The organism is Nocardia grenadensis NBRC 108939 (genome assembly GCF_001613445.1).
Taxonomy (GTDB): Bacteria; Actinomycetota; Actinomycetes; order Mycobacteriales; family Mycobacteriaceae; genus Nocardia; species Nocardia grenadensis.
This window is the reverse complement of record NZ_BDCJ01000041.1, coordinates 24,342-50,604: the sequence shown is the minus strand read 5'-3', so window position 1 is coordinate 50,604 and position 26,263 is coordinate 24,342. Positions and strand designations below refer to the sequence as shown.

Sequence of the window (26,263 nt, the reverse complement as noted above, 5' to 3'; positions counted from 1 at the left end):
CTTCCTTCGGCACCTGGGCATCAGCGTTGAGGAAGGCCAGTACGGTCTGCCACGCAACATAGAACGTCTCGACGAAGCTGCCGTCGTAGGGCAGTGGACATACGACCAAGTTGCGGTGGTCGTCTTTGGCGATCCGGTCCGACTTACCCTGCGAAGCGGGGACTATGCCGACACGAAGCCCGCGATCCCCCTTGAGCGTCGACGGGTTGATTTTCACGGTTGTCCCGACCCAGTAATCTTCGTCGACGGAGCCGAGGAACAGGTCCGCCCGCCACAGCCCGCTGATGCTCTGCGGCAGGAGACCCTCCGCCGCACCCTTCTTCCGGAAGGCGGCAGCAGCAGCTGTGAGGTGGCGCTTGAGTTTCACCGGCCGCCCGCGCGATCCGGACAGAAGAGACGAGTCATTGGTCAACAGGTCGCCAGCGGTGTCGATCAGCTGCTGCGAACCTGCCTTCTCCGCACCAAAGAGGATGGAACCCACGGACTTGCCGGGGACATTGCATAGGGTGAGCGCGTCGTACACCCTAGCGGTCACCGCTGCGTCCCCCCGGCTGACCGCGTCGTGAACCGCGTATTCGAAACAGATTCCGGTATCACCGTCACCGCGCCGCTGCAAGCGCGGAAGCATCTTCAGTTTCACCTTCTCCCGCCCGCCGACCTCGGCCACAACATCGGCTTTGAGCGAGTAGAGAATGCCCGTCAAGATGGGCCGCACCACGGCGGTAATAGCGGATACCTCGTCTGCGACGGGGTTCAGCTGTTCCTCACTGCGTATCTGCACGAAGGTGACAGTAGACCGCCGAAGAAGTTGCATGCCTGCCGCTCTCACTGATCCGAGAAGGTCCCGAGCACTCCAGTCCCTGTAGGGGGTTGAGGCTAATCCGGGAGAAAAGTCACGCTAAGCGATCGGGCTGAATCGTGTTGTTGAGCTGGTGATTTCATGTCAGCGTGATTGATGCGGGTGTACCCGGTTACGGGCGGTTCGGTGTGATGTCCCGGGTGGAGCTGGAGCGGTTCTGCTATCTGGACGATGAGGATCGGCGGTTGATCGCGGCGCGGCGGCGGGATTACAACCGTCTCGGGTTCGCGGTTCAGGTGGTGACGGTCCGCTACCTGGGGATGTTCCTGGCTTATCCGGTCGATGTGCCGGCGGAGCTGGTGGCCTACCTGGCCGAGCAGTTGGAGATCGGTGACCCGTCGTGCCTGGCCGAGTACATGGTGCGGCGCACAACTCGGTTCGAGCACCAGGCCGAGATCCAGGCCGAGTATGGGCTGGTTCCGTTCAGTGGAGCGGAGGCGGAGCTGGCCGCATGGATCGCCGATCAGGCGTGGATCACCGGCGACGGCCCGAAGGCGATTTTCGAGGGTGCGGTGGCGTGGTGCCGGGCCCGGCGGGTGTTGTTGCCGGGTGTGACGACGCTGGAGAAGCTGGTCGCGGCTGGGCGGGAGGCGGCCGAGCAGCGGTTGTGGGCGCAGCTGGCCGGTCAGCTGTCGCCGTCGGCGGCCGGGGTGCTGTTGGGGTTGCTGGAGGTGCCGGCGGGTACGAAGCAGCGGGTCAGTGAGCTGGATCGGCTGCGTAAGGGGGTGTTCCGGCCGTCGTCGAAAGGGATGGTGGCCGCGTTGGAGCGGGTCGGGGATCTCGCGGTGGCGGGGTCGTCGGGGGTGGATGTGTCGGCGGTGCCGCCGCGGCGGCTGCTGGGTTTGGCCCAGCACGGCCTGTCGGGCAAGGCCACCCAGTTGCGGCGGATGAGCCGCGAGCACCGGCTGGCGGTCCTGGCGGCGACGGTGTCGGTGCTGAGCGCCCGCGCTGTCGATGACGTGCTGGAGTTGTTCGACCTGCTGATGACCACAGAGCTGCTGTCCAAGGCCGAACGCGAGTCGAAAGAGGAGAAGCTGCGCCGCTATCCGCAGGTATCGCGGAACGCGGGCAAATTGGCCGAGGCGGTGCGGGTGCTGCTGGAGATGGTGGAAATCGATCAGGGCATCGAGCTGGGAGTGGTGTGGGATCTGATCGAGGCGAAGGTCACCGGTACCGCGCTGCGGTCGGCGGTCGCGGTCATCGACGAACTGGTCCCGCCCGGCGACGCCGAACTCGACGGGCAACGCGCCGAAGAGCTGGCCGGCCGGTTCGCGACCGTGCGCCCGTTTCTTCCCAGGCTGATGCGCGGCCTTACCTTCGGCGCGACCCCGGACGGTGCGCCGGTGCTGGCCGCGATGCGCACCCTGGCCGAGCTGATCACGGAGAAACCCGGCAAGCCAGGGGCGCGGTGGCTCGATGCCCGCCGGGTCGATCACGACCTGATCGGCGGGGCATGGTCCCGGCTGGCGTATCCGGCGGGACGGCCGGCCGAGACCGTCGATCGTGCGGCGTACACGTTCTGTGTGCTCGAGCAGTTCCACCGTCATCTCAAGCACCGCAACATCTTCGTGGAAGCCTCGTCGAAGTGGCGCGATCCCCGCGCGCATCTGCTGGCCGGCGCGCACTGGGAGATCGCCCGCGAGGCCGGCCTCAACGCACTCGGTCTCCCGCCGGAACCGTCGGTGCTGCTCGCTGAGCATGCCGAAGCGCTGGATGCCGCCTATCGGGAGGTCGCGGCCCGGCTCGACGGCGATACCCCGGCCACGGTCGATGACGACGGCAAGCTGCACGCCGCTGCGCTGACCGCGATACCGGATCCGCCGAGCCTGACCGATCTGCGGCGCCGGGTGGAGGCGATGCTGCCGCGCATCGATCTGCCGGAGCTGGTGTTGGAGGTGATGTCGTGGCATTCCGGGTTCACCGAGGCATTCACCCACGCCTCGGGAAACCCGGCACGGGTCGCCGATCTCGGGTTGTCGGTCGCGGCGGTGTTGTGTTCGCACGCGATGAATGTCGGGTTCGGGCCGGTGACCAGTCCCGGGGTGGAGGCGTTGACCCGCGACCGGCTGCATCACGTCGACCAGTCCTATATCCGGTTCGACACTCTCGCCGCTGCCAACACCGCGTTGGTCGAGGCCCAGGCCCGGATCCGGCTGGCGAGGGCGTGGGGTGGTGGGCTGGTCGCGTCGGTGGACGGGTTGCGGTTCGTGGTGCCGGTGCGCACCATCCACGCCCGTCCCAACGCCAAGTACTTCGGTCGAAAACGCGGGATCACCTGGCTGAACATGATCAACGACCAAGCCGCCGGTCTTGCCGCCCAGGTGCTCTCGGGGACTCCGCGGGATTCGCTGCACGCCGTGGACGTGGTGTTACGTCAGCAGGGCGGGACAGTACCGGAGGCGATCATCACCGATACCGGCTCCTACAGCGATATCGTGTTCGGGCTGCTGCACCTGCTGGGCCGCCAGTACCGGCCGCAGCTGGCGAACCTGCCGGATCAGAGGTTGTGGCGTATCGACCCGGCTGCGGACTACGGGCCCCTGGACAAGGCCGCCCGGGGCCGGATAGATGTCGACCGGATCGGCCGGCGCTGGGAGGACATGTGCCGGATCGCGGTCTCGATTCATACCGGTGAAGTGTCCGCGCACGAGGTCACGCGCATGATCTCCCGCGACGGGCAGCCGACCTCGCTCGGGCACGCTGTGGCGCATTTCGGGCGGATCTTCAAGACCCTGCACGTGCTGCGGCTGGCCGACGACGAACCCTACCGGCGCGAGATCAAAGCTCAGGCCAACCTCACCGAGGGCCGCCACGACCTGGCGCGGCGGATCTTCCACGGCCGCAAGGGCGAAATGACGCGGGTCTATTACGAGGGCATGGAGGATCAGCTCTCTGCCCTCGGCTTGGTGCTGAACTGTGTGGTGTTGTGGAACACCGTCTACATGGACCGGGCACTGGCCGAACTGCGCGCCCAGGACTATCCGGTGCTCGATGCCGACGTGGCCCGGCTTTCACCGTTCATCCGAACCCACATCGGCATCGACGGGCATTACAGCTTCTACCTGCCCGATCTCGGTGGGGCACATCGGCCGCTGCGCGATCCCGATGCCTCCGACGACGAATGAGCCGCCGGTGTCGTGTCGATACCGGCATCCCGAGGGCTGTGGCAGGCAGGCGGGTAGCGTGGGCCTCGGCGTCCAGCCGAGGCCCAAAAGTCCGAGTTTCCTGGGGGAAGTATGGCGGCGATAGCAAGGTTCGGTGCAGTTTCGCTCGATGCCGGAGATCCGCGGCATCTCGGGCAGTTCTACCGAGCGTTGCTGGATTTCGACCTCCGGTACGAATCCGACGAGCTGGTTGTGCTTCAAGGCGATGGCGTCACGCTGACAGTCGAACGCGTGGAAGAGCACAAGCCACCGGACTGGCCTGGCAACCAATTCCCCAAGCAAATGCATCTCGATTTGTTTGTCACCGATCTCGATACCGCGGAGCAGGCGGCGATCGGCTGCGGCGCGGTCAAGGCGGACTTCCAGCCTGCTCCCGATCGCTGGCGAGTACTTCTGGACCCGGCAGGGCACCCCTTCTGCCTCACGCTTCCGCCCCAGGCCAGTGCGTGAACCAAGGTCTTCGCCGTCATAGCGCCCCCGGGAGCACAGCCGAATTCCTATGCTCTCGGCCGGGGCTGGTCCCGGCCGATCAGACTCCGGTCGAGAGCCAGGCGGATCTGGCGTAGCCCGCTCGGTTTTCGCATTCGGCGGGCGTGCTGGTGTCGATCAGCTCCACACCCCGGGTGCGCGTGCGGGGACAGTGAGTTCGGCGAGTACGCCGTAGTGGTCGCTGGCCTGAATCCCGTCGACCGCGTCGATGCAGATCCGGTCGACAGCCCGCACTTCGAGGGTGGGCCCGAATCCGGTCCCTCGCACCAGCACGTAGTCGATGCGCCGGCCTGCGGCCGAGAACATGTCACCGCGGGCGACCAGTGGGTTGTCCGGGGTGAAAGTGTGCCCGGGATCGTCGGGCCGCAGTACTTCCCATGCATCGTGGTAACTGACGCTCATGCCTGCCAGTGACTGGCGGCCGGTCCAGAATCGGATGCTGGCAGAGTCCGGGGTGGCGTCGAAGTCACCGACCACCACCACGTGTTCTTCGCGTCCGTCGAGTACTTCGTCGATGAACCGGGCCGCCTCGACTGCCTGTAACTCGCGTTCGTGTTCGTAGTCGAACTGGAAGACCGGTTTGTGGTGGGCGATATGCAGTGTTCCGAAGGGTTGTGGCGCCTGCACCGCGGCGACGACCACAGCCGACCAGGGAAAGGCTGCCGTGCGATCGGTGACGCCCAGCGGGTGCTCGCGGATCTCGCCGAAGGGCCAGCGGCTGGCCAGCGCCAGGCCGATCCCGTCCGGGGTCGTGCGGGAATGCCACGCAACGTGCCAGCCCGGGCCGAGTAGATCGGCAATGACCTGCTCGCGATCCTCGCCGGCGTCGATCTCCTGCAGCGCGATGATGTCGGGACTGATCTCCCGCAGTTGCGCTGCGATCACCGTCTTGCGGCGGGACCAGTCGGCCAGAAGCGGTGAAAGGACGTTGAAGGTCGCCACACGCACAGCACTCACGGATCTCTCGGCGCCGGTGGGCTTCTCGGAAACGATCACGAATCACATACTCGCAGCCCATACATGAGCAGCGTGCGCGACATCGGGCGTCTTCCCGAGTCCTTGGCCTACGCCAAGCCGCCCTTCTGACCGGGTAATCAGCGGCCGGAGCGCCGCCGCGCCGGATCGCTGTCGGCTTGATATCGGCGCAGTCCCTCGTCGGACACCCGCGCGTACTTCGCGAGGCTGCGCACCGAGGTATGGCCGGACAGCTTCATCAGCACCGGTGTCGACGCGCCTTCCTCCGCGGCATGCGTAAGCCGGGAATGCCGCAATTGATGCAGCGTGTACGGGCCGCCACCGAAAACGGCGGTGTGCTCCTCGAACAGCTCGGCAGCGCGCCGATATGACAACCTGGCCCGCTCCGTCGACGGATCGACATCGACTGCTGCTACCGACGGCCGCGCCTTGCGGTCGGTGAGGAACACCGGCCCGGTCCGGCGGCCGGTCAGCAGCCGCGGCAGTAACCGGGCGGTACCGGTCTGCCACGCGATGACCTCCCGTGCACCGCCTTTGCGGGTCACCACCGCACACCGGTTGCCGGTGTCGAGGTCGGGCACGTCCAGCATCAGCACTTCCTCGGCGCGGGCGGAGGATTCGTAGAGCATGTGCCACAGCACCCGCTCCCGCAGCAGCGCCTCCGCACCCAGAATCTCGGCGATGCGGTCCCGGCTCAACGCCTTGCTGGTATCTGGCGGCGCGGGCCGGGCCCGCAACCGCACCAGCGGATCACCAGTCAGCCAGCCCTGCTCACGCCAGTACCCGCACGCCGAAGCCAGCGCAGTCAACCGGATGTTGAACGTCTTGGCCGAGCGGCCACCCCACACGAACGTGAACCACCCACTCACGCGATCGGGTTCCCGATCGAGCAGCGACACATCCGTGTCCGCCCCGAAATCGGCGACGAGGCGATCCAGCGCCGGCGCATATGTCGCGCGCGTGTTGCGCACCGTGATCGTCGCCAGATAGATCTGCACCGCATCCGCCAGCCGCACACCGCTGGCCGACCGCGGTAGCGCCTGAACCCGTCCCACGCACACCCTCCCGCCACTACCGCAGATAGTTTCCAGAGTCGCGGTAGCGCGGAACGCTCATAACGCCAGGACGACTCACCAGTTACCGCACATAGTATGCCACTATGTGCGGTAAATCCTTAGCGTGACTTTTCTCGCGAACATCACTTCCCACGTCAATTCCAGCTGGCCACGCATCCGGGGGCCTGCGGTACGGGGCGGATTCCGATCGTTTCGATCGGGCTGAGGTTAAGTGATCACAGCTCGCATGCCCGCCGACTAGCCTCAGCGGCGGTGAACGTGAGGGGGATTCGGTGGCGCGGATAGTCGTCGTCGGTGGCGGCATCTGCGGGTTGGCTACCGCGCTTTTCCTGGGACGGCGCGGCCATGAGGTGACAGTGCTGGAGAAGGACAGCCGAACGGCCGGCCACGATCTCGAACACGACTTCTTCGACTGGCACCGGCCGGCGGTTCCGCAAGCGATACAGCCGCACAGCCTGCTCTCACCGGTACGCACCGTGCTGCGCGAGGAAGCGCCCGACGTCTATGAGACGATGCTGCAGCTCGGCGCCGAAGAATGGCACGAACTCGATCGTTTCGCGCACCGCCCGCCACCACGCCCCGGCGACGAGGATCTGGTGACCATCCGTGCTCGCCGCATCATCGTCGAGCAGGCGCTGGCAGCTGCCGTACAACGCCAGCCCGAAGTCACCATTGCCCATAGCGAACCAGCCACCGGTCTGATCATCGAGGCCAGCGGTCAGCAGCCGCACGTCGCCGGGGTGTACCGCGGTGCGGGACCCCTTACCGCCGACCTCGTCATCGACGCGAGCGGCCGCCGGTCACCGCTGCCCGGCTGGCTGACCGGAGCCGGGGCACGAGCCCCTGTCGTCGATACCCATCGTGCCGGCATCGCGTATTTCTGCCGGTGGTACCGGCTGCACCCGAGCGCACCCCGCCACCCGGCAACCACCACGACCGGCGGATCCACACCCTTCGCCCTCGGCGGCGTATTCCCCAGCGACAATGGTGTCTTCGCGGTCCACCTAGCGGTGTCGACCAGCGACCCGACGCGTGCGGCCCTGCGCGACCCCGCAGTCTTCGAGGCGGTAGCTCAGACATTTCCAGGCTGCGCCGACTGGTTGGCACTCACGCACGACCCGGTCGGACCGGTCTTGGTAATGGCAGGCCTCGACAACCGGCGAACTGCCCTCGTCGACAACAAAGGCCCAATAGTCACCGGACTCCTCGCAGTAGGCGACAGCGTCCTGCACACCAGCCCCACCCTCGGACTGGGCATCCCGTTCGGACTACGCACCGCCGCATGGGTAGCAGCCCACGCCGATCAACCCGCCGATGACGAACTCACTATCGCCCACCACCAATGGACCACCAGCACCCTGGGACCCTGGTTCGACCATCAGGTGACCACCGACAAGGCCGGCGGTCACCGGCTGCGACACGGCTCGGAACTCACCAACGCCGAAACCGGGCCCGCGACCGAGAACCCCGAGGAAGAGCTGCGCGCTGCTCTACCGTGGTGTGCGCTGGAAGACGCCCACGTGATGCGCGCCCGTGCCCGGGTACGTCACCTGCTGGACCTGCCCCAGGACGCGTACGCAGCGCCCGAGATCCAGGAACGGGTCGCCGCATGGCTGATCGAGCACCCCAACTTCGAACCACCCCGACAAGGTCCCGACCGGGCCCAGCGGGAAACCCTGACCGCTGTGCCCACGACCTGACGGGGAAGTCCTCCGGATCGCACTCTGCGGCGACGAGCCGGTCCTCTCTGCGCCGGCTCACCAACGATCGTTGGTGAGCCCCGGGGTACAAACGAGCCTTCCTCGGTGCGCACCCGCACAGACCCGTCCCACATTCCACCGTCCCTACAGTCGACCAGCGCAGCCAACTCCGCAGTTCAGAGCACAGATGCCGCCGAGGAAAGAAACCATCGGCGGCTACTGGCGTTGTGTGTCGCCTGCTTAGCGTGACTTTCCTCCCAGATGATCCTCAACCCCCGGATGGACGAGGCCCGCAACCGGCTGCACGACATCGCCACCGCACCAGGGCGCAACGGGCTGGCGTCGATGGAACGTGCCCAGCTGGATGCGACACTCGCCGATATCGACACCGGCCGGATCCGCGGCGAGAAGGACCTGCCGGTCCTGATGTGGGCCGATGACCGCACCCGCGCCCAGATCGACGAGGAGCGCCAATTCGAGGCCGGATCCCACATCGGCCGCGACACCTGCCGCAGCATCGACGCACTCGTGGCCGGCACCGGCCGGGAGTTCGACCAGCGGCAGCAGGAGACGCTGTCCACGGCGGTGGCCGGTGTCGGTGACGCGATCTCCAGCGTCGCCACCGGCCCGGGACTGGAGACCCTGGACACCCAGCGGCGCCGCTACAACGAGAAGGTCCGCGGCCTCGGTGAGGCTCTGACCCGGGCGGGTATCGACCCCGGCACCAAACAGCAGGTCCGCGAAGTCGTCGACCGCAACGCGCGCACCGCGGGCAAGTTCGGGCGCGCAACCACCGAACGGGAGCAGCGGTGGAAGACACGCACCGAGCAGGTGGTCAGCGCCCGAGACGACGCGATCGCTCAGCGCCAGGCCGCCGACGCGGGCCGCGCACCGCGCCAAGGCCGCAGCTGCGCGACTCGGGCCGACCGTGGGACCCAACCCAGTACACCCGCCCCAACACGAGCAGCGGGACGCCGACAACTGCACAGTGACCTGGGTAGATAACCCTCTCCCGGAATAGAGTTCGGCCCCTGGCGACCGGTAACCGCCAGGGGCCGAACTGTGTCCCGGATCGAACACCGAGACGCACCGTGCGGGCAACGTACTCTCGGAAGATCAGGCTGAACTCGGGGTTTGGGGAGGGTGTCGCAGTGGAGTCTTTCGAGCAGCGTTATGGGTGGTATCTGGAGATGCTGCGGGATGAACCGGCACTCGGGATGTCCGAGCTGGCGGCTGTCGAGCGGCAGATCCGCCGCCTCAATCACGACTTCGAGCACGCCGAACTCGCGGCTGGGCAGCGGCTGGAGCTGATCGCACTGCGCAATGAGGCAATGACCCATTTGGCCGCGGCACAGCACCAGGCTCGGATCGACGACGCCCAGGCTATCGGCCGCTCCGTTGCCGCGCAGCTTCAGCGCGAACGGCGGCGCGATACCGGCCGCGGTCGCGAACGCTGACACCGTAATTCACCGATCCTCGGTCACGGGTCCGTCAACCGGGCCTGCTGTGTCGGGGTGTCGGGTGATACTCAACGTGGTACGTCGCGGGGCCGAGAAGCCAAGGCCCGCAGGGGATCACATGGATGGGGTCACATGACGGAGACATACGAACCGGAGGGGATGGCCATAACCCGAGCGGGGCAGCCCTGGACAACAGCAGAGTGCCGGCGCCTGGTGGAGCAGGTACGGGCGGGGAAACAGGTGATGGAGCTGGCGGCGGAGTTCGGGCGCACCGACGGCGCGATCCGGTCCCGATGCCACCTGCTGTTGCCGCCCGAACGGCGGGCCGAAGCAAACAGCAAGCGGTTGGCGGTGCAACTGCTCGGCGTCGAGCTGTACAACGACCCCGAGTACGACTGGGAGCAGCACCTTCGTACTCACGCCGCCGCGGCGAACAGGTTGTACTGGAGCGAGGCCATGGACTCCGCGCTATTGGAAGGCTGGCAGCGCGAAGCGAGCTGGGACGAGCTGACCGCCGCGACCAGCGCGACCGAACGCGAAGTGGCGCAGCGGCTCAAACGACGCGGCATCGTCGCGAGCCAACAGGAGATTTTCGATCGTATCGGCCCTCCGGGATTCAGCCGCCGCCCCGAACCCGCCGACGTCGGACCGAGTCCGCTGTGGGTGCTCGTGATCTCGGGCCTGCGCGGCCAACCGCCTCACGTCTCGCTGCACACCCGCCGAGCGGGCGCGGAAACCACCCTCACCGACATCACCGACGAGCATCTGGCCGAGGGCGGCCGAGCCGAGGAACTCGGTATCACCATCGTCTCCCGGACCCCGAACACAGCGTGAGTGTTCTTCGCCGGGCCGCAGTCTGTGCGGTCCTCCAGGGGCCGTGTTTCCTTCGCATCCAGGAGTGTTCGACATGACCGATAGACCATGGGCTCGAGATCTCCAGCAGCAGACAGAGGAGTTCAAGCGGCGGTATCACCGCCAGTTCGTCGCCCGTTTGCCGGTGACCGCCGTGCTCGCCCTCACCGGCGTGAGTATGTATGTCACGTGCGCGATATTCGGGATGCGGTGGGCTCGGCTGGCGGGCGCCTCGAACTGGGAGGCAGCGGTGTGGCCGGTCGCGGTCACATCCACCACCACGCTCGCCGTCTACTGCTGGGTCCGGCTCGTGCCCGAGTGGTACCCGAGCGAAGCCCGCTGGCTGTTCGCCACTGTCGCCACCGCGGGGGCGGTACTCGCGATGGGCGGCAGCACGCTGTACATCGCCGATCTGCCGCAGCAACTACACCCGAGTGCCGCGACCCTGGTCAAAGGCGTCCCCGGGTTCTGCATGATCCTGTCGGGCGCAATGGCGGCAACCTTCCTCCGGGCGAGCCGGCCACCGGAAAACCCACTCGGGGCCATGCTTCCTGCGAGCGGCCCCGAGGTTGAACCACAGGCGTGAGGACCTGCTCGCCGCACGAGCGGGTTCAATCTCCGTGGGAGTCGGAGGGATCGTCTCCGAAGTCCTCGTACCAAACCCAGGCCGGCGCTGGGGGCGCAGGCGGCTGGTAGTTCGGGCAGCTCCAGTCGTGCAGTGCGGTGATGGTCACGCTGTGGCAGCACGGTGGAGTGAGGTCGGTGCCGGGAAAGGCCATGCAGTCGAATATCTCATCGGCCACCGACACGGCGGTCGGAGCAGGTGGCTCACTCCCCGATTCTTCCCCGCTCAGATGCTGATCATCGTCCGACGCCGCGGAAAGTCTCTGTACGGCGGATGTATGTCTCTATGTATATAGACATACAATCCTGGGTGACCCCCTCCACCTCCGCCGCAGGTCACCGGGCATTTCCGGCCAGTAAAGGTGATGTGTTTTGATCACATCACGGAATAGGGCACCGAGGGTAGCACCGAATACGGCACGGAAAAAATCTCATCGGACCAGCGGTGGCGAAAACCCGCCAGGCACCTCCGAACGGACACGGCGCCCTGTCCGGAGTATGTCTCTCTATGTATAAGAGACATACATTCCTGGGTAACCCCCGTTCCACCCCTGCGCAGGTCGCGGGGCCTTTCCGTCCAGACGCCCGTGGGGTGTTTTGATCGGCCCACGTAAAACCGCACGTAACTCCCCACGTAGTTCCCCACGTAAAAATTCCACCGGTGCAAGGGCGGCGAGAACCCGCCACCCCTTCCGCCGGACCGGGTGCGGCAGCCCGGCCAGCGGCGGAGGACACTCGAAGGCATGGGTGCGGACGAGGACGCGCGCCGCAACAGACCCATCACCGAGGCAGCGGCCATTCTCGACGGCCTGGTCACCCAGGCCGAGCACGAACGCGCGCACGAGCACGACGGCGCCATGGCGGAGTGGCTCGATGCCCTGCTCGCCGAGCTGCGCCCCATCGCGGAGCAGATCCACGACCTGGCGGCGACCCAGCAGCTCTTCGGCGTCGTCGAACGGCACGGACCCGGGCCGTGGCCGGCCGAGGATCTCGCGGCCGTCGCGGGGGTCGACCCATCCACGGTGCAGCGGGTCCTCGACCAACTCACCGCCGCCGGAATCGCCCGGACCGAACCCGGCGGGCGAGAGGAGCATCCGGGCCGTTGAGGGCTTTGTTGTCGGCCCGATCCGGCGCTGAGCGCGCGGAACATCGAGCAGTTGGCCTTCAGGTGATTTCATGTCGGCGTGACCGATGAGGGTGGCTACGGCCGGAGGAACCTATCTCGTCCCTGGTCGGGCAATCCGGGTACAGAGGCGAAGAGGGTAGCCGACGATGTAGATCGTGACACTCGATGAGACTGCGCAACCTCTGTCCCTGGTCGGCCCGGCCCGGTATGACCTTTGGATTCCGGTCCCCGGCAAGGACGACATCGGATTTGTCGTCAACGGGCTGGCTCTGCCTCGCGTAGGCGATGACCTCAGCTTCGAGGGAAGTGCCGGGAATCTGAATGTGACGGTGACGAAGGTCGATCACACGTTCTGGTCCGCTGAGGTCGAAGAGGTACCGCGCCGCACCATCTCGATCACCGGCGCGCCGTGGCCGGCCAGTTCCGAACTGGTCGAGAAGCTCCAGGTTGAGAGCGAACTCGAAAAGTGGGTCGCGGGCTTCCCAATGCTCGAACCCCTCTGAGGGGGGGGGAGCCGACTACGGCATATCCGCCCGAAATTCGGCCGATGCTACGGCTACCCCCATCCGGATACCCAATCGAGAGCCCTACTTCTTCCCGGATCCCTTTCCACCGGCGCCCTTCGCTGCGCTGGACTGGGCCCGGGATGCGAAGCCCGATTTCGCCGAGCTGCTGCTTGAGTTCTTCGCCGATGCGGACTGAATGCGTGAGGCCGCGGCGGTGGTCATCTTCCCGCCGCCCTTTCCGCCGGACTTGGACATGACACCTTCCTTCCTCGTGCCCCTGCTCCAGTCTTCGCCCCAACCGGTCCGGCCGCCAGGTCGACTACGCGCGTCGTCTCGTAACCAAGGATTCGAGACACAGCGCATCGACCAGGATGAAGCTCGGTGGATCACGTCGCGTAAGCCTGTCGCAATATCGGTCTGGCTGCCCAGAGGTGAAGGCCGATAGGTTCCGCTTACCTGGAGCCTACGATCCTGCTATGGGTAAACCGAAGCGTCAGAGCTTCACTCATGAGCAGAGGCTGAAGGCGTTCGTGCTTCGTGCCCGCCGGATCACAGCCCACTCGCTATGGCGCGAGCAGAAGCAACTTCTCGAGAAACTGCACGTCGGGCAGATGAACGTGTCGGTGACACATAACCACCGGACCGGTGAAGTCACCTACGTCCATCGCGAGGAGTTTCCGGCGGAAGAGCTGCTTGAATCCCTCGCGGCCCGGATCCGGCCGCTCATTCTCGACAGCGAGGAACTCCACTACTCCAAGGTGCTCAATTCCATCGCGGCCCTCGTGCCTGCGGCGGACTTCCCCGACTACGTATTGCCGATCGGAGAGTGGCACAAAGTGTGGGCGGCTGTGGCGACACGCGACGCGTCTGCCCAGGCGTACTACATCGTGACGGACCAGGGCGCTGCTTCGGACCAGGACCTCATGTACGCGTGGCTGTACGGCGATGTCGTACACGCTGACGACAAGGAGACGGAGTCGAAGGGACTCAGCATCGAGCAGCGCTACAAGGCAGCCGCAGGAATCGTGACACGGATCGTCGACTGCACGGAGCTGACCCTGCTTCTAGTCCGGATGCTCGTTGAGGAAGGAGTTCTCACCGTCGACAGCGAGCTGTTCGAACGCGAGGTCGTAGTGAAGCGAACCGTCTTCACTAATCCGGTCCGGGCGTACGCAGCCGTTGACCCGGATACGCCGCTCCCATTGGATGGCGGTCCGCTCGATCCGGAGATCTGGATGCCGATGTATAAGACTGTCGCAGCGGCCGTGCCTTCACCATCGTCATGCGCTGTCTGGTGGAAATCCCGCGGCCGACCCTATCCGGCGACACCCCCTTTCCAGCAGCAGCGTGTGATCCTTCAGGAGATTGAATCCCCATGATCCGCACCCTGATCGCCGGATGATCTCCGAAGAGATCCGACGCGGCCCCAGCCGAGCCAGTCCAGACCTCCACCGAGAGTCTCTAAAACGATGGATATCGCGAACCTTCGGCGTGGGCGGAAACGCCCGGGTGGATGCGTCCCCCAACCCGGTCTCGATGGCATGGTCCGGGTGCCCGGAGCGGAGCTGATCCGTGCCTGGTTGCCGGCGGCCGGGGGGCGGAACAGACCGGGTGCGGCTGCTGTGTTGTTTCTTCCGGTAACGACTCGCGGTTGGCCATCGATGATCAGGCGACAGTGAAGCAATGTGGGAGAAGGGGTTTCATATGAATAGCAAGGCAATGGTCGCTGTGCGGGCTGTGGTGGCCGCCGCTGTGGTGTCGGGTTTCGCCACGGTGTTCGGGGCCGGGTCGGCTCAGGCCGCGCCGCAGGACTGTACTGTCACGCGGGACTTCACCGGCGCGTCGGCGGCCTGCCACGACGACGGCCCCGCGGGCCGGGAGTACGCGCTGATCGTGGAGTGTTTCGGCCTGCACCCCATGCCGAACGCCTTTCCGCTCGTGACCATCGGCGCGTACCAGGGTTCGTGGAGTGGCTCGTTCGGCCCGTCCGGACACGGCACGGCCTCGTGCTTGGGCCCGATGAGCGTCGGGACCGCCACCAACGCCTACGTCACGATCTACCGGGACTGAGCCTTTCCCTACCGCGTCGGGCCCGACAACACGAACCGTTCGAAATCCCGGCTTCCAGTGCCGCGCCTTACCGTGGCGGTCCTGAGGTTGGGCCATACCAGGGAGATCTCGTGACCCGAACCGCACTACTCACCGCGTTTACAGCCGCCTGCGCGATATCTGTCTCAGCGTGTGGTGGGGAAAGCGAAACCCCGAGGGCATCGGCACCGGGTACCGTCGCGGCCACCACCTCGGGGACGGAAACCCCCGAGCCCGCCGAGGGAGGAACCGAGCCCGTTGCTTCTGCGGCGCCCGGTCCTTCGGCTGTGCCCGCACCCCCGGCCGCAGCGCCGGCGCCTGATCCATCGGCTGTGCCCGCACCGCCGGCTGCGTCGCCGGTGGCCGATCCTCCAGAGTCGCCCGCTCCGCCGGTGGCCGATCCCTGCGCTGAGGTGACCGATGAGTACTTGATCACCACGTTGCGGATGACGGGCTTGCCTCGCTATCCCTTGGCCCGTCTCGAGCAAGCACGATGCAGCGGCTCCTTCGCCTCGGCGATGTCGTATCCGGAAGGCACTCTGCACCCGGTCATGTACCTGTTCGAGTACTCCGAACAGGACGGGCACACCCACTGGCGGGTGATCGATGTCGGCGAGGGCCTCGACTGCGTGAACAGGCATGGAGTCCCCGCCGATGTCGGCCGCGAAATCGGCTGCGCCTCTTAGGCCGATCCGGGCGCCAGTTACTGCCCGTATCAGCGGGGCGGGCCCGGAAGGATCTGTGGTCGGTGCCCCATACCCGTTGGCGCGGCGGGGGCTTCCGGCTGGTCAAGACTGTTGAGGGTGGCACCGCGTACGCGGTGCCACCCCCCTCAACTACCTCGCTACACGCCCTGGCTGCAGGGCATCGAAGAGGCTACTGGCACTGTGCGGGGCCCTGGTTCATGTGCACCAGCCGCAGGATCGTGCAGATTAGCGATTGCGTGGACGAGCCGGTGCCGTCGTTGGCGACCGACCGGGTTGCAGACAGCGTTCCAGTGGCGGGCTGCGCGATGGTCTGGGCCTGCGCGGGCGCCATCGGCAGCAGTACGGCGCCGAACAGGAGCGCGCCGACACTGATCCGGGAAACACGGTTCATCTGGAACATGCCTTCCTACAAGGTTTCGATCCGCGGGAGCGGATCCGAACGCTCATCGACGGCTTGGCCGGCTTTGTTACACGCGCACTTCACTTTTCGCATTCCGTGAACATCCTTGCCTTCCCGATTCCATGCTGACCAACGAGCCTTCCGCTACTTGCTGTTGCTCACAGCCGCCGCGCCATGTTCATAAATTGATGCATTCCTGGACGTTGATGCGCTGGATCATCGCTGGTCATCTATGTTTAGCCCGATCCACTCGTTCATCAACGACCCCTTTGCGAACACCGACGGGTCGTCTGTTCAGCCCTGCCGTTGGTCCAGGCGGATACCGGCCTTGATCGGTTCGCTATGCCGGTGAGATGCCTGACCAGAATTCGGTCGCCAGCGCCGCGAACTCGTCGGCACGTTCGATCTGTGGCACGTGCCCGGTGTCTTTGAACAGGTGGGTGTGGATGTGCGGAAGGCGCGTCCGGGCAGCGTCGAGATGCGCGAAGGGGAGAATGCGGTCCTTGTCGCCCCAGACGATAAGCGTGGGCACGGCACGATCGGCCATAACGTCGAGTAGCGTCGTGCGCCAGCCGGCGTGTGCGCCCCTCGGGCCACCCAGCGAGGTCAAGGTCTCGAGGAGAACCCGCGTCCCCTCCGGACGCCGGGCCAGGCGATACCCGAGTTGGACCCGTTCCGGGGTCACCATCGCGGCGTCGTAGAACAACGACTTCTCCAGGCGCCGCGCGGTGCGCGGACTCCACGTACGCGTTACCAGGCGGCCCAGCGGCGGGATCGTGAGCAGCCGCAACGAAAGGGCGACTTCTCGGCCGAATCCGGCGGGGGCGGCAAGGACCAGCGAGCGAACCCGGCCGGGCGCTTGCGCGGCCAGTTGCATGGCGATGGCACCTCCCAAGGAGTTGCCCACCACGTGCGCCGGCTCCGCGATTTCCAGGGCGTCGAGGAAGTCTTCGACGAACTCCGCCAGCGCGGGAAGACTGTATCGCTCGCTCAGGGGGGCGGATTCTCCGTAGCCGGCCAGATCCACGCTGATGACCCGCAGCCCGCGGTCGGCGAGCAGCCGATGCTGTTCGATCCAGTCTTCGATGCTGCGTGCGGTCCCGTGGATCAGCAGTACGGGGACCCCCGCCCCCTCATCGAGGTAGCGGGCCCGCCGGCCCCGCACGGTGATCTCCCGTGTACCGGCCGCCCGCAGGCTCTCGGGTGTAGTGGACTGGGGTCGCATCAGACCCTGGCCTCCGCACCACCGATCTCGTCCATATCCCTATTGTCCCCTCCATGTTCTGGCCCCGGTGGATATTTTCGGCCACGGCATCGGCATCGAAGGCCGTGCCGCCGAGGATCGGGTGCCGAGCGGACACGGTTCGAAATTGTCCACAAATTGATGCATTCCTGAACATTGCAGCGTTGGATCATCGCTGGTCAACGATGTTTCTGCGGGCCATCTGTCCATCAACCATCCATTCGCGGACACCAGCGGGTCGCGTCGGTTCAGTGCATCGTGGTGGTGAGGTAGTCGCGCCCGCCGACGAGGAAGGTGTGTCCCGCGGTGGCGGGGGCGTCGATCGCGGCGACGATGGCCCCGGCGAAGTCGTCGACGGTAGGCAGCGGCCCGTGGGTGCGGCGGGCGGCGACCGCCGCGGGATCTCGGCGATCACCGCGACGATGGCGGCGGAGAAGATCCCCTACAGCGAGGCGAAAGCCCGTGCGCTGCGGTCGGTGCGGCTGGGCCGGCCGTTCCACGTCCACACCGTCGACGAGTTCTCCTACCGGCAGGAATGCACCCGCGCCTACGCCGAATACAACGTCGAGCAGGGCCGCGTCGACTACGCCCCGATCCCCGCCGAGCAGCGGGCCCGGATCAGCACCGAGGTCGCGGTCCGGATGTTCACCGAGGAGACCGGCCGGGCCCCGTTGAACGAGCGGGAACTCTCGGGGTGGATCGCGCGCGCCTCGCAGCCGTCGCGGCGCTCGGTGGCGGGGTATGACTGCACGTTCACCCCGGTCAAAAGTGTGGCGGCGGTGTGGGCGTTGGGGACACCGGAGGTCGCCGCCGAGATCGAGGGCGCGCACTACGACGCGATCCGGGACACGGTGGCCTTCCTCGAGCGTGATGTGTTGCGGACCCGGGTGGGCCGCAACAGTGTGCGCCAGATCGAGGTCGAGGGCGGCTTGATCGCGACGATGTTCGATCACCGCTCCTCCCGGGCCGGCGACCCGCTGCTGCATACGCACATGGTGGTGTCGAACCTGGTGAAACGCCCGGATGGGAAGTGGGGCTGCATCGACGGCAAGGCGATGTACCGGTTCAAGGTCACCGCCTCCGAGCTGTACAACACCCGGTTGGAACACCATCTCGAGCTGCGGCTGGGTATGCAGTTCGCCGACCGGGCCGCCCGCCGCGGTAAGCGCCCGGTCCGCGAGGCCGTGGGCGTGGACCTGCGGCTGACCGAGGCGTGGTCGAAACGCTCGACGGCCATCAAGGCCGAACTGGCCCGTCGCAGCGCGCAGTTCCTCGCCGATCACGGCCGCGAACCCACCCCGAATAACCTCTATGACCTGGCCCAAGAAGCCACCCTCAAGACTCGCGGGGAGAAGCTGACGGGGCGCACCCGCGCCGAGGAGCGTGCGCAGTGGCGTCGCGATGCCGAGCAGCTGCTGGGCGCCGATGCGGTGCGGATCATGCTGGCTGCCTCACTGAATCACCCGACACCCGACCGTGCACCTCTCGATGCCCGCGAGGTTGCCGCCCAGGTGGTGGGCAGGGTGGCCGAGACCCGGGCGACCTGGCAGATCAACCACCTGCGCTCGGAGACCGAACGCCAGCTCCGCGGCCGCGTCGACCCGCACCGGTGGGCCACCCTGCTCGATGAGGTCCTCGACGCCGCCTTGTCTCCACCGTTGTCGATCCCGCGCGGAACTCCGGACCCCGGGACCGCGCCCGGAGTGCTGGCCCGCAGCGACGGGACCAGCGTCTACACCCCGACCCGCGCCCAGCTCTACACCAGCCCCGACATCGTGGCCGCCGAGCAGCGGTTGATCGCGGCGAGCCTGCAAACCGGCGGCCGCACCCTCCCGGCCAGCGCGGTGGACGCGGCGCTGGTGGAGTTCGCGGCCAACCACGACGGCGCCGAACTCAACCTCGAGCAGCAGGCGATGGTGCGCGAACTCGCCGGATCCGGTGCCCGGCTGCAGGTCGCGATCGCGCCCGCCGGCACCGGCAAAACCACCGCGGTCACCACCCTGGCCCGCGCCTGGACCAGCGACGGCGGCACCGTGGTAGGCCTGGCCCCCACCGGCGCGGCGGCCGCGAACTTGCAAGAAGATCTGGGCCATCACTGCGCCACCGTGGATATGCTGCTCACCCTCACCCGCGCTGAGCGGCCGGAATCCGAGCTGCCCGAGTGGGTGCGCTCGATCGGGCCCGACACATTGGTGGTGCTCGACGAGGTCGCGAAAACCTCCACCCTGGGATTCGATGCGGCGGTGTCGTGGCTGCTGGACCGGGGTGCCAGTATCCGCGCGGTGGGCGATGACCGGCAGCTGGCGTCGGTGGCCGCCGGCGGAGTGATCCGCGATATCGTCCACCACGCCGGAGCCCCCACCCTCACCCGTGTGGTCCGCTTTTCCGATCCGGGTGAGCAGGCCGCCAGCCTCGCACTGCGCGAGGGAGATCCGGCTGCGGTCGCCTACTACGCCGACCACAATCGCCTGCACGTCGGCACCCTGGGCGACGCCATCGCCTCGGCCTGGCGGGGCTGGCGCGCCGACACCGCCCAAGGTCACGACAGCATCCTGCTCGCCCCGACCCGCGACCTGGTCGGCCAACTCAACGCCTTGGCCCGCGACGAACGCCTCACCCGCAGCGGCGCCCCGGCCGGACCCGAAGTGCTGCTCGGCGACGGTCTGGCCGCCTCGGCCGGCGACATCGTCACCACCCGCCGAAACCACTACGGACTCTGGTTCTCCCGCACCGACCACGTCCGCAATGGCTACCGCTGGCAGGTCCGCACCGTCCACCCCGACGGCCGGGTCACCGCCGCGCACCTGGGCTCCGGGAAACTTGTCACGCTCCCATCTGATTACGTCGCCGAACACGTCGATCTCGGCTACGCCACCACCATCGACACCGCCCAAGGCCTCACCGTCGACACCTGTCACGGAGTCCTCACCGGGCGGGAATCCCGCGCCCAGCTCTACGTACTCGCCACCCGGGCCCGCAACGGCTCCCACCTGTACCTGGCGACCGCCGACACCGGCGACGACCCGGACAACCTGCACACCTGGCGGGCGCTCAACCCGCCGACCGCACTGGATCTGATGACCGAGATCCTCGCCCGTGAGGGCACCCAGACCTCGGCGACCACCACCGCCCGCGAAGCCGCCGACCCGCGCCGCATGCTCGCGTATTCGGTCGACGCCTACCTCGACGCTCTCGGCCTCACCGCTGATGCGGTCCTGGGCGAGCAGCACCGCGCCCAGCTCACCGCGGCCGCCGAACGACTGGTCCCCGGGATCACCTACGAACAAGCCTGGCCGGTACTGCGCCAGACCTTGCACCTGGTCGCCCTGGACGGCCGCGACCCGATCGCCGAACTCACCACCGCCGCCGAAGCCCGCGAGCTCGACACCGCCGACGACAAAGCTGCCGTGCTGGACTGGCGGATCGGCCGGCCCACCGGCGGCGGACCGATCGACTGGCTGCCCGCACTCCCCGACCAGCTGCGCACCGAACCGACCTACGGCGAATACCTGCAAGGCCAGTGGTTCACGATCGCGCACATGGTCAAAAACGTCGGCCAGACCGCCCGCGCCTGGACTCCGGACAGCGCACCGAAGTGGGCTGCCGCGATTCACGGTGTCGGCCCTGACCTGCTCGCCGAACTGGCCATCTGGCGCTACGCCCACGCCATACCCGACAGCGACCGCCGCCCCACCGGGCCGCCTTGCTACCCCACCGCCGAACGCGCCGCCCAGCAACGCCTCGACAGCGCGGTCGCCGAGAAGATCGGCAGCCTCGACACCCACACCCGCCGGTGGGCGCCGCTGGCGCGTGAGGTCGATCAGCGTCTGCTCACCGACCCGTTTTGGCCGGTGCTGGCCGCCGAGCTGTCCCAGGCCCAGGACACCGGTCACGACACCGCCGCCGACGTCCGGGCCGCGGCAGCTCTGCGGCCGTTGCCCTACGAACAGCCTGCGGCCGCCCTGCACTGGCGGCTGACCGACACCCGTAGCGAACCCGGTGACCGAGAGCATCTGCGCCGGTATCTGCAGGCCGACCCGCTGCGCGCTACCCCCGAGTTTCTGCTCGGTATCGAGGGGATCCAGCTCTACGACAAGTGGCGCAGGAGCAACCGGGATCGGTGGCGGGCCAACAAAAAGCTCGCCTCCGCCCAGGGCTTCGTCGACGACCTCGACAAGATCCATGACCAGGCGAAAGCGACAATCGCAGACATCACCGCCGCCCGCAAAGCCGAGAGCACCCGCGAGAAGTGGGAACAGGCCGCGCGAGCCGACTTCCAGCAGTGGTGGACCGCCAAAGAACTGCTCGGTGAGGTCAAGCGCTGGCAGTGGTGGCTGAAGAACGACCGTCAGGCCGCGCACGACGACAGCCTGGCCCGCTACGAAAAAACCCGGGCCGGCTTCGAGAAGGCCACCGACGCCGCACGCGAAGCAAAGACCAAGGCCGAGAAGACCGCAGGCGGCTCCTTCATCTGGGATACCAGACTCACCGAGGCCCAGGCCCGCATCGAGAACTACGAGAGCGAACGGGCCTCGCGCTTGGAGAGGGTGGCCAGCGAGGAAGGGAACGTAGCCCACTACGAACAGGCCGACCAGCAGCTCCGCGACCGCATGCAACAGGTACTTGACGAAAAACAACGCCGCATCGACATGCCCGAACCGCAGCGCCGCATCGAAGAAGCCCTCCGCGACGACGCCGCCGGCAGCACCCACGAAGACGCGCACGACCCCGAGGCCTGGCATGCTGCGTTCCGCACCGCGCTCTCACGCCCGCCCGAAGCGACCGAACCCCACCCCTACCAGGACATCGAATACATGTTCAGCGGGTCGGCCCGCTCCCAGGCCAGCCGCAGCCGGGCCGTTGATCTACGGATGGGCCGCAGCGGCCCGTCCCACGATTCCGGGCCCAGCCGCAGCCACGGGTACGGGCTGTGACATCCCGTCGGCCATGGTCGTAAGAGTTGAGGCCGCAGCCGTATCGGTGAACTCCGACCGGTCTCACGCCGCGACGTCGAAAAGAGCCAGCGGCGGCGGAGCCGCAGCCGCCCGCTGCTCGGCCCGCTCACGGACCGCGCAGGTCGGCCCGATCCCCTCAGCGATCGAGCGCGGCGACAACAGCCAGCCGTGACAACGGCGGCAGACCGCGACCAGCTTCACGGTGGGCCGTTCGTCGGTTTCGGCCATCTCTCTCCTCCGGCCAGCTCGGCTACGCCGTGAGGATCGCACGCCCCTCCGACACAGACCCGGCGTAGAGACCCCGTCAGCCGGTGGAGTCCACCCGGACCAGGGCACCCAGCGGCATCGAGAATGAGTATCTACCTGCGGCGGAGTCGTCGATCGACTCGATCACCGCCCGGCCCTCGTCGGGGTCGACCTCGCGCACCACGAAGACCGACTCACCGGAGGGCCCGATGCGCACCTGGTCGCCGACTTCGATCACACAACGCAGCATAATCGAAAGAATGTTCGAAGCCTGGAACGACGACTTCTCCGCGCCCCTGCGGCGTGTCCTGGACCCACCGGCCCCGGTCCTGGTGGATCTGAACGTCGTCCTCGCACCCGCGCCGGGGTTCCGCCGCGACGCCATCTCGATGCGCACCAAGACCGCCGGCCTGGACACCACCGCCACCGTGCCCGGCCTGCTCTACGCCTGGGCCCGCTCGGTGACCGGCGGCTGGATCGGATACGTGCATCTCGCCATCCCGACCGGCAACCGCGGCGGCTACGTCGAAACCCGCCAGTGGTGCCCCGCCCACGCGCTGACCCCGAACGAGGACCGGAAGCCCTGAGCGGCGCCGGTCAGAACAACATGAGCAGGAGAAAGACCACCAGCGCCGGCGGGATCAACCAAATCCACCACATCGGAATCGGCTCCACCGGCGGGAGACGCCCTTCCCGCTCCAGCTGCTCGATCCGCCGCCGACCGTCACCGACACGCGAAGCGGACGGGCGCGACGGTTCGGGCAGCTGGTAGGGGCACGTCGGGATCGGGTGATAGGCCATGTGACACCGCGGGTTCTGGCACGGGTAGGAGCCGGGCCCGAACCGGAACGGCTGCGTGCGGTCCATGCGCACCATCATGACCGGTGACACCGACTATCGACGGCGGACCGGGATCACCACCTCGGTGGCAAGCGGGCGCAGCCCGCGCGGCAGTACCTCAGATGAGGGGTGACGGGCTGCGGTCAGGCGGTGAGGATTTCGATCAGCCGCCGCCGCGCAGCCGCGTCCTCGGCAGTATCGATCAGAGCTCGGAAGAGCGTGGCCTTGGTGAGCGTGCGCCGGCCGGTCTCACGACGGAGAGCGTGCAGAAGGTCGTCCCAGCTCTCGGCGTCGGCCGGATCGAGCCGGACGGACCAGTTCACGGTGGTGGCGGCGCTGTCGCCGGGAGTTCCTGTAGCCATGACAGCAGCGTAGCACTATGCGCGCATGAAGGATTGCGCGCATTCACTCATTCACGCATACTTGAAGGGTCCTATTCCTCCACCTTCGGAGATGCAAATGACGATGAACCCCAACCCCCGCAGTACCGCGCTACGCGAGGTCCGGTCATGAGCCTGAGCAGCACGGTGTATTTCGCCGGATGGGGCGGAGATTCGCTCGGCTGGGAGCAGGTCCCCGGCATCGACCTGCGGCTGGCCGCCAACCACAACGAGGTGTGCGTGCAGGTCCACTCGCTGAACTTCCCCGACGCCGAACACCTCCCGCCCGGCGATGTCGAGGAGATCGACCTGACCACACTGCCCTACACCGAACTGTTCTGGGCATCACCGGCCTGCCCGGCATGGACCGACGCGAAGGGCGTCAAACGCTACTTCGACCAGTCCAACCAGTACTCGCTGCTCGCCGACGACGAACTGGGCCTGGTCCTGGAGGACCCGGCGGCCGCACGCAGCCGTGCCCTGGTCGAACAGATCCCGCGGTATCTGCGCGCGATGGCCGGTCGCGGGAAGCCCGTGTTGGGCGGGGTGATGGAGAACGTCATCCAGTGCCGCAAATGGGACCAGTGGCAGCGCTGGATCGGCGAGATCGAGGAGATCGGCTACGAAACCCAGCTGATCGCGCTGAACAGCATGCACGTCATACCCCGGCTCACCGACCCCGCACCACAGTCCCGCGACCGGCTCTACCTGGTCTACTGGCTGAAATCCCTCGGCCGGCGCCCGAACTGGGCCAAGTGGCTGCGGCCCCGGGCATGGTGTGAGACCTGCGATCGAGAGGTCGACGCTGTGCAGTCCTGGAAGCGTCCCGGGATCGAGATGGGCCGCTACGGCCGCTCCGGCCAGTACACCTACCGCTGCCCCTCCAAGACCTGCCGGTTCTCCGAGGTCGAGCCCTACACCACCCCCGCCTCCACCGTGATCGACTGGAGCCTGGACCCTGGCGAGAAGATCGGCGGCCGCGCCAAACCGTTGGCCGACAACACCCTCGCCCGCATCCGGGTCGGGCTGGAGAAGTTCGCCAACGAACCGTTCCTGTCCCCCGCCGGCGGGACCTGGCGGCGCGAGCCGGCCTCGCTGGCCGCACCGATGCCGACCCGCACCACCCGCGAAACCGATGCGCTGGTCATGCCCCCGATGATCGTGCAGACCAGCAAACGCGCCGAGATCACCGCCCGGATGGTGGGGAGGCCGTTGCCGACGCAGACCACCCGCCGCGAACTCGGTCTGGTCATCCCGCCGTTCATCACCAGCCTGCGCGGTGGTGGCAGCAAGAAATCCGCCCGGGGCGTGGACCAGCCGCTGGCCACGTTCTCCGCCGCCGGGTTCCACCACGGCCTAGTGCAGGCCCCGGGCACCCCCGAGGCTGCCCGGGACGCACTGCTGGTGCCCTACTACCGCACCGGCATACCCCGGCCGGTGGATGAGCCGCTGGGCACTCTCACCACCCGCGACCGGCACGGATTGCTCGGCATCGACCCGGCCCGCCTGATCGACGAGTGCACGTTCAGAATGCTCGAACCCGACGAGATCCGGGGCGGAATGGCCTTCCCCCGCAAGTTCAAACCAATCGGAGACAAACGCACCCAGGCCCGCGGCTACGGCAACGCCGTCACCCCACCGGCCGCCGAAGTACTCGGCTGCGCCCTGGTCGAGACCATCACCGGAGAGGACATCGAACGCTACGCAACCGCGTAGACCCTTCAGACGTGACGGACCCCGGCGACCATTACTCGCCGGGGTCCGTCACGTCTGGTGAAGGCGATCCTTCTCGTCCGCGCCTATAGCCTGTCGAAGTCGCGGTCGGTTACTCGTTCTGGGTAGAGAGCCAACTCCAGATCGCGGCCCTCCAGTCCGCTGAGTTTCTCCATCTCCTTGAAGACACCGCGGTTGGAATCCTCAAGGGCAGTCCAGACCTCACACGGTGCAGGCCGGCGACAGGTCACGCACGCTCCGTCTTCGCCCGGCTCATGCGGGAGAACGACCTCGGCGAACGAAGCCCGCCATGTGTCTCTGGATCGGTAGGCGCCTTTCATCCTGTCGCGGTACTCGGTAGCCATCACCCACGCCTTACGGGCATAGGCCCGTAGGTCGGCATCGTGTGCACGCAGCCGTTCGAGTTCGCGATCAGGAGGTTCGTCGGGTATCTCGTAGTGCTCCACGCAGAGAGGGCAGTACAGGTCCGCGCCGAATTCGATCATCTCGATCGACGGCCGGCCGACACTGCGTCCGCAGCAGGCACACGAGTACAGCGGCACTGGGCCGTCAATTTTCGGGCGCTGCGGCGCCTGTGTATCGCGGAACCGGTCGAGTACCGCAGCGTTCTCGCGGCGGATGAGTGCGGCCCGTTCTTCGGCTACTCGCCGACGTTCGTTCTCGAACCACTGGCGGCATCGCGCAGCGTCTTTCGACGAGACCCAAGAGGCGCCGTTCGGCGCCGTGATGCGTAGCTCATGGAACACGATCTGCAGATTGCGGATACCAACGCCGAGCTCACCTGCAAGTTTGACGGCACGCACGTGCTGCTCGGTCACTGGTACCACCCTTCGTCGCTC

25 protein-coding genes are annotated in these 26,263 nt (G+C 67.0%); 15 read left to right on the top strand and 10 right to left on the bottom strand.

What is annotated here, in order from left to right; translation table 11 throughout:
* The coding region (locus tag NGR01S_RS28745) for a hypothetical protein (RefSeq protein ID WP_063042395.1) at nt 1–781 on the bottom strand (781 nt) is incomplete at its 3' end.
* Nucleotides 782–948: 167 nt separating this feature from the next.
* Here NGR01S_RS28745 and NGR01S_RS28740 point away from each other — a divergent pair.
* Together NGR01S_RS28740 and NGR01S_RS28735 are read left to right on the top strand one after the other, a co-directional pair.
* Complete coding sequence (locus NGR01S_RS28740) at nt 949–3,984, top strand: Tn3 family transposase (RefSeq protein WP_084481787.1); 3,036 nt, start codon at nt 949–951, stop codon at nt 3,982–3,984.
* 111 nt (nt 3,985–4,095) lie between these two features.
* Complete coding sequence (locus NGR01S_RS28735; protein WP_063042385.1) at nt 4,096–4,473, top strand: VOC family protein; 378 nt, start codon at nt 4,096–4,098, stop codon at nt 4,471–4,473.
* A 156-nt stretch (nt 4,474–4,629) separates the two neighbouring features.
* On the opposite strand, the gene NGR01S_RS28730 is transcribed toward NGR01S_RS28735, so the two are convergent.
* The gene (locus tag NGR01S_RS28730; protein ID WP_169811987.1) at nt 4,630–5,469 is read right to left on the bottom strand and encodes an endonuclease/exonuclease/phosphatase family protein; all 840 of its coding nucleotides are present in this window, start codon (nt 5,467–5,469) and stop codon (nt 4,630–4,632) included.
* Nucleotides 5,470–5,606: 137 nt separating this feature from the next.
* Complete coding sequence (locus NGR01S_RS28725; protein ID WP_063042381.1) at nt 5,607–6,542, bottom strand: tyrosine-type recombinase/integrase; 936 nt, start codon at nt 6,540–6,542, stop codon at nt 5,607–5,609.
* A gap of 293 nt (nt 6,543–6,835) precedes the next feature.
* Between NGR01S_RS28725 and NGR01S_RS28720 the strand changes: the two genes are divergently transcribed.
* From NGR01S_RS28720 to NGR01S_RS28675, 10 genes are all read left to right on the top strand, one after another.
* Nucleotides 6,836–8,263 (top strand): FAD-dependent oxidoreductase, encoded by a 1,428-nt coding sequence (locus tag NGR01S_RS28720; RefSeq protein WP_063042379.1) that lies wholly within the window; start codon nt 6,836–6,838, stop codon nt 8,261–8,263.
* A 261-nt stretch (nt 8,264–8,524) separates the two neighbouring features.
* Nucleotides 8,525–9,268: a hypothetical protein gene (locus NGR01S_RS28715; protein WP_063042371.1), complete on the top strand. Its 744-nt coding sequence runs from the start codon at nt 8,525–8,527 to the stop codon at nt 9,266–9,268.
* Nucleotides 9,269–9,414: 146 nt separating this feature from the next.
* A complete protein-coding gene (locus tag NGR01S_RS28710) occupies nt 9,415–9,720 on the top strand; it encodes a hypothetical protein (protein ID WP_157107488.1) in 306 nt (101 codons plus the stop codon).
* A 135-nt stretch (nt 9,721–9,855) separates the two neighbouring features.
* Entirely contained in the window at nt 9,856–10,557 is a 702-nt protein-coding gene (locus tag NGR01S_RS28705; protein ID WP_157107487.1) for a hypothetical protein, read from the top strand.
* Between the two features lie 73 nt (nt 10,558–10,630).
* Complete coding sequence (locus NGR01S_RS28700) at nt 10,631–11,161, top strand: hypothetical protein (protein WP_063042363.1); 531 nt, start codon at nt 10,631–10,633, stop codon at nt 11,159–11,161.
* 781 nt (nt 11,162–11,942) lie between these two features.
* Entirely contained in the window at nt 11,943–12,305 is a 363-nt protein-coding gene (locus NGR01S_RS28695) for a helix-turn-helix domain-containing protein (protein ID WP_063042361.1), read from the top strand.
* Nucleotides 12,306–12,480: 175 nt separating this feature from the next.
* Nucleotides 12,481–12,828 carry a hypothetical protein gene (locus tag NGR01S_RS28690; RefSeq protein WP_063042359.1) on the top strand — a complete coding sequence of 116 codons (348 nt, stop codon included), beginning with the start codon at nt 12,481–12,483 and terminating at the stop codon, nt 12,826–12,828.
* Between the two features lie 479 nt (nt 12,829–13,307).
* Nucleotides 13,308–14,210, top strand: coding sequence for a hypothetical protein (locus NGR01S_RS28685; protein ID WP_063042357.1), 903 nt, complete (start codon nt 13,308–13,310; stop codon nt 14,208–14,210).
* 325 nt (nt 14,211–14,535) lie between these two features.
* Nucleotides 14,536–14,901 (top strand): hypothetical protein, encoded by a 366-nt coding sequence (locus NGR01S_RS28680; RefSeq protein WP_063042391.1) that lies wholly within the window; start codon nt 14,536–14,538, stop codon nt 14,899–14,901.
* A 431-nt stretch (nt 14,902–15,332) separates the two neighbouring features.
* The gene (locus NGR01S_RS28675; RefSeq protein ID WP_157107486.1) at nt 15,333–15,605 is read left to right on the top strand and encodes a hypothetical protein; all 273 of its coding nucleotides are present in this window, start codon (nt 15,333–15,335) and stop codon (nt 15,603–15,605) included.
* 190 nt (nt 15,606–15,795) lie between these two features.
* Here NGR01S_RS28675 and NGR01S_RS28670 read toward each other — a convergent pair whose 3' ends face one another.
* Both NGR01S_RS28670 and NGR01S_RS28665 read right to left on the bottom strand, forming a co-directional pair.
* Complete coding sequence (locus NGR01S_RS28670; RefSeq protein WP_063042353.1) at nt 15,796–16,026, bottom strand: hypothetical protein; 231 nt, start codon at nt 16,024–16,026, stop codon at nt 15,796–15,798.
* 340 nt (nt 16,027–16,366) lie between these two features.
* Complete coding sequence (locus NGR01S_RS28665; protein WP_063042351.1) at nt 16,367–17,251, bottom strand: alpha/beta fold hydrolase; 885 nt, start codon at nt 17,249–17,251, stop codon at nt 16,367–16,369.
* Nucleotides 17,252–17,520: 269 nt separating this feature from the next.
* Between NGR01S_RS28665 and mobF the strand changes: the two genes are divergently transcribed.
* A complete protein-coding gene (gene mobF, locus NGR01S_RS28660) occupies nt 17,521–22,203 on the top strand; it encodes a MobF family relaxase (protein ID WP_063042349.1) in 4,683 nt (1,560 codons plus the stop codon).
* 63 nt (nt 22,204–22,266) lie between these two features.
* On the opposite strand, the gene NGR01S_RS28655 is transcribed toward mobF, so the two are convergent.
* Complete coding sequence (locus NGR01S_RS28655) at nt 22,267–22,452, bottom strand: DUF6011 domain-containing protein (RefSeq protein WP_063042347.1); 186 nt, start codon at nt 22,450–22,452, stop codon at nt 22,267–22,269.
* 76 nt (nt 22,453–22,528) lie between these two features.
* Nucleotides 22,529–22,708: a hypothetical protein gene (locus NGR01S_RS28650; protein ID WP_157107485.1), complete on the bottom strand. Its 180-nt coding sequence runs from the start codon at nt 22,706–22,708 to the stop codon at nt 22,529–22,531.
* Between the two features lie 22 nt (nt 22,709–22,730).
* Here NGR01S_RS28650 and NGR01S_RS28645 point away from each other — a divergent pair, with 22 nt between their 5' ends.
* Complete coding sequence (locus NGR01S_RS28645; protein ID WP_063042343.1) at nt 22,731–23,057, top strand: hypothetical protein; 327 nt, start codon at nt 22,731–22,733, stop codon at nt 23,055–23,057.
* 10 nt (nt 23,058–23,067) lie between these two features.
* Here the strand turns inward: NGR01S_RS28645 and NGR01S_RS28640 are convergent, their stop codons facing one another.
* On the bottom strand, nt 23,068–23,337 hold the full coding sequence (locus tag NGR01S_RS28640) for a hypothetical protein (RefSeq protein ID WP_157107484.1): 270 nt from the start codon (nt 23,335–23,337) through the stop codon (nt 23,068–23,070).
* A 116-nt stretch (nt 23,338–23,453) separates the two neighbouring features.
* A complete protein-coding gene (locus NGR01S_RS28635; RefSeq protein WP_063042339.1) occupies nt 23,454–23,672 on the bottom strand; it encodes a hypothetical protein in 219 nt (72 codons plus the stop codon).
* 147 nt (nt 23,673–23,819) lie between these two features.
* Between NGR01S_RS28635 and NGR01S_RS28630 the strand changes: the two genes are divergently transcribed.
* Nucleotides 23,820–25,406, top strand: coding sequence for a DNA cytosine methyltransferase (locus tag NGR01S_RS28630; protein ID WP_157107483.1), 1,587 nt, complete (start codon nt 23,820–23,822; stop codon nt 25,404–25,406).
* Nucleotides 25,407–25,489: 83 nt separating this feature from the next.
* Here NGR01S_RS28630 and NGR01S_RS28625 read toward each other — a convergent pair whose 3' ends face one another.
* Nucleotides 25,490–26,242 carry a hypothetical protein gene (locus NGR01S_RS28625; RefSeq protein ID WP_063042337.1) on the bottom strand — a complete coding sequence of 251 codons (753 nt, stop codon included), beginning with the start codon at nt 26,240–26,242 and terminating at the stop codon, nt 25,490–25,492.
* Nucleotides 26,243–26,263 lie beyond the last annotated feature (21 nt).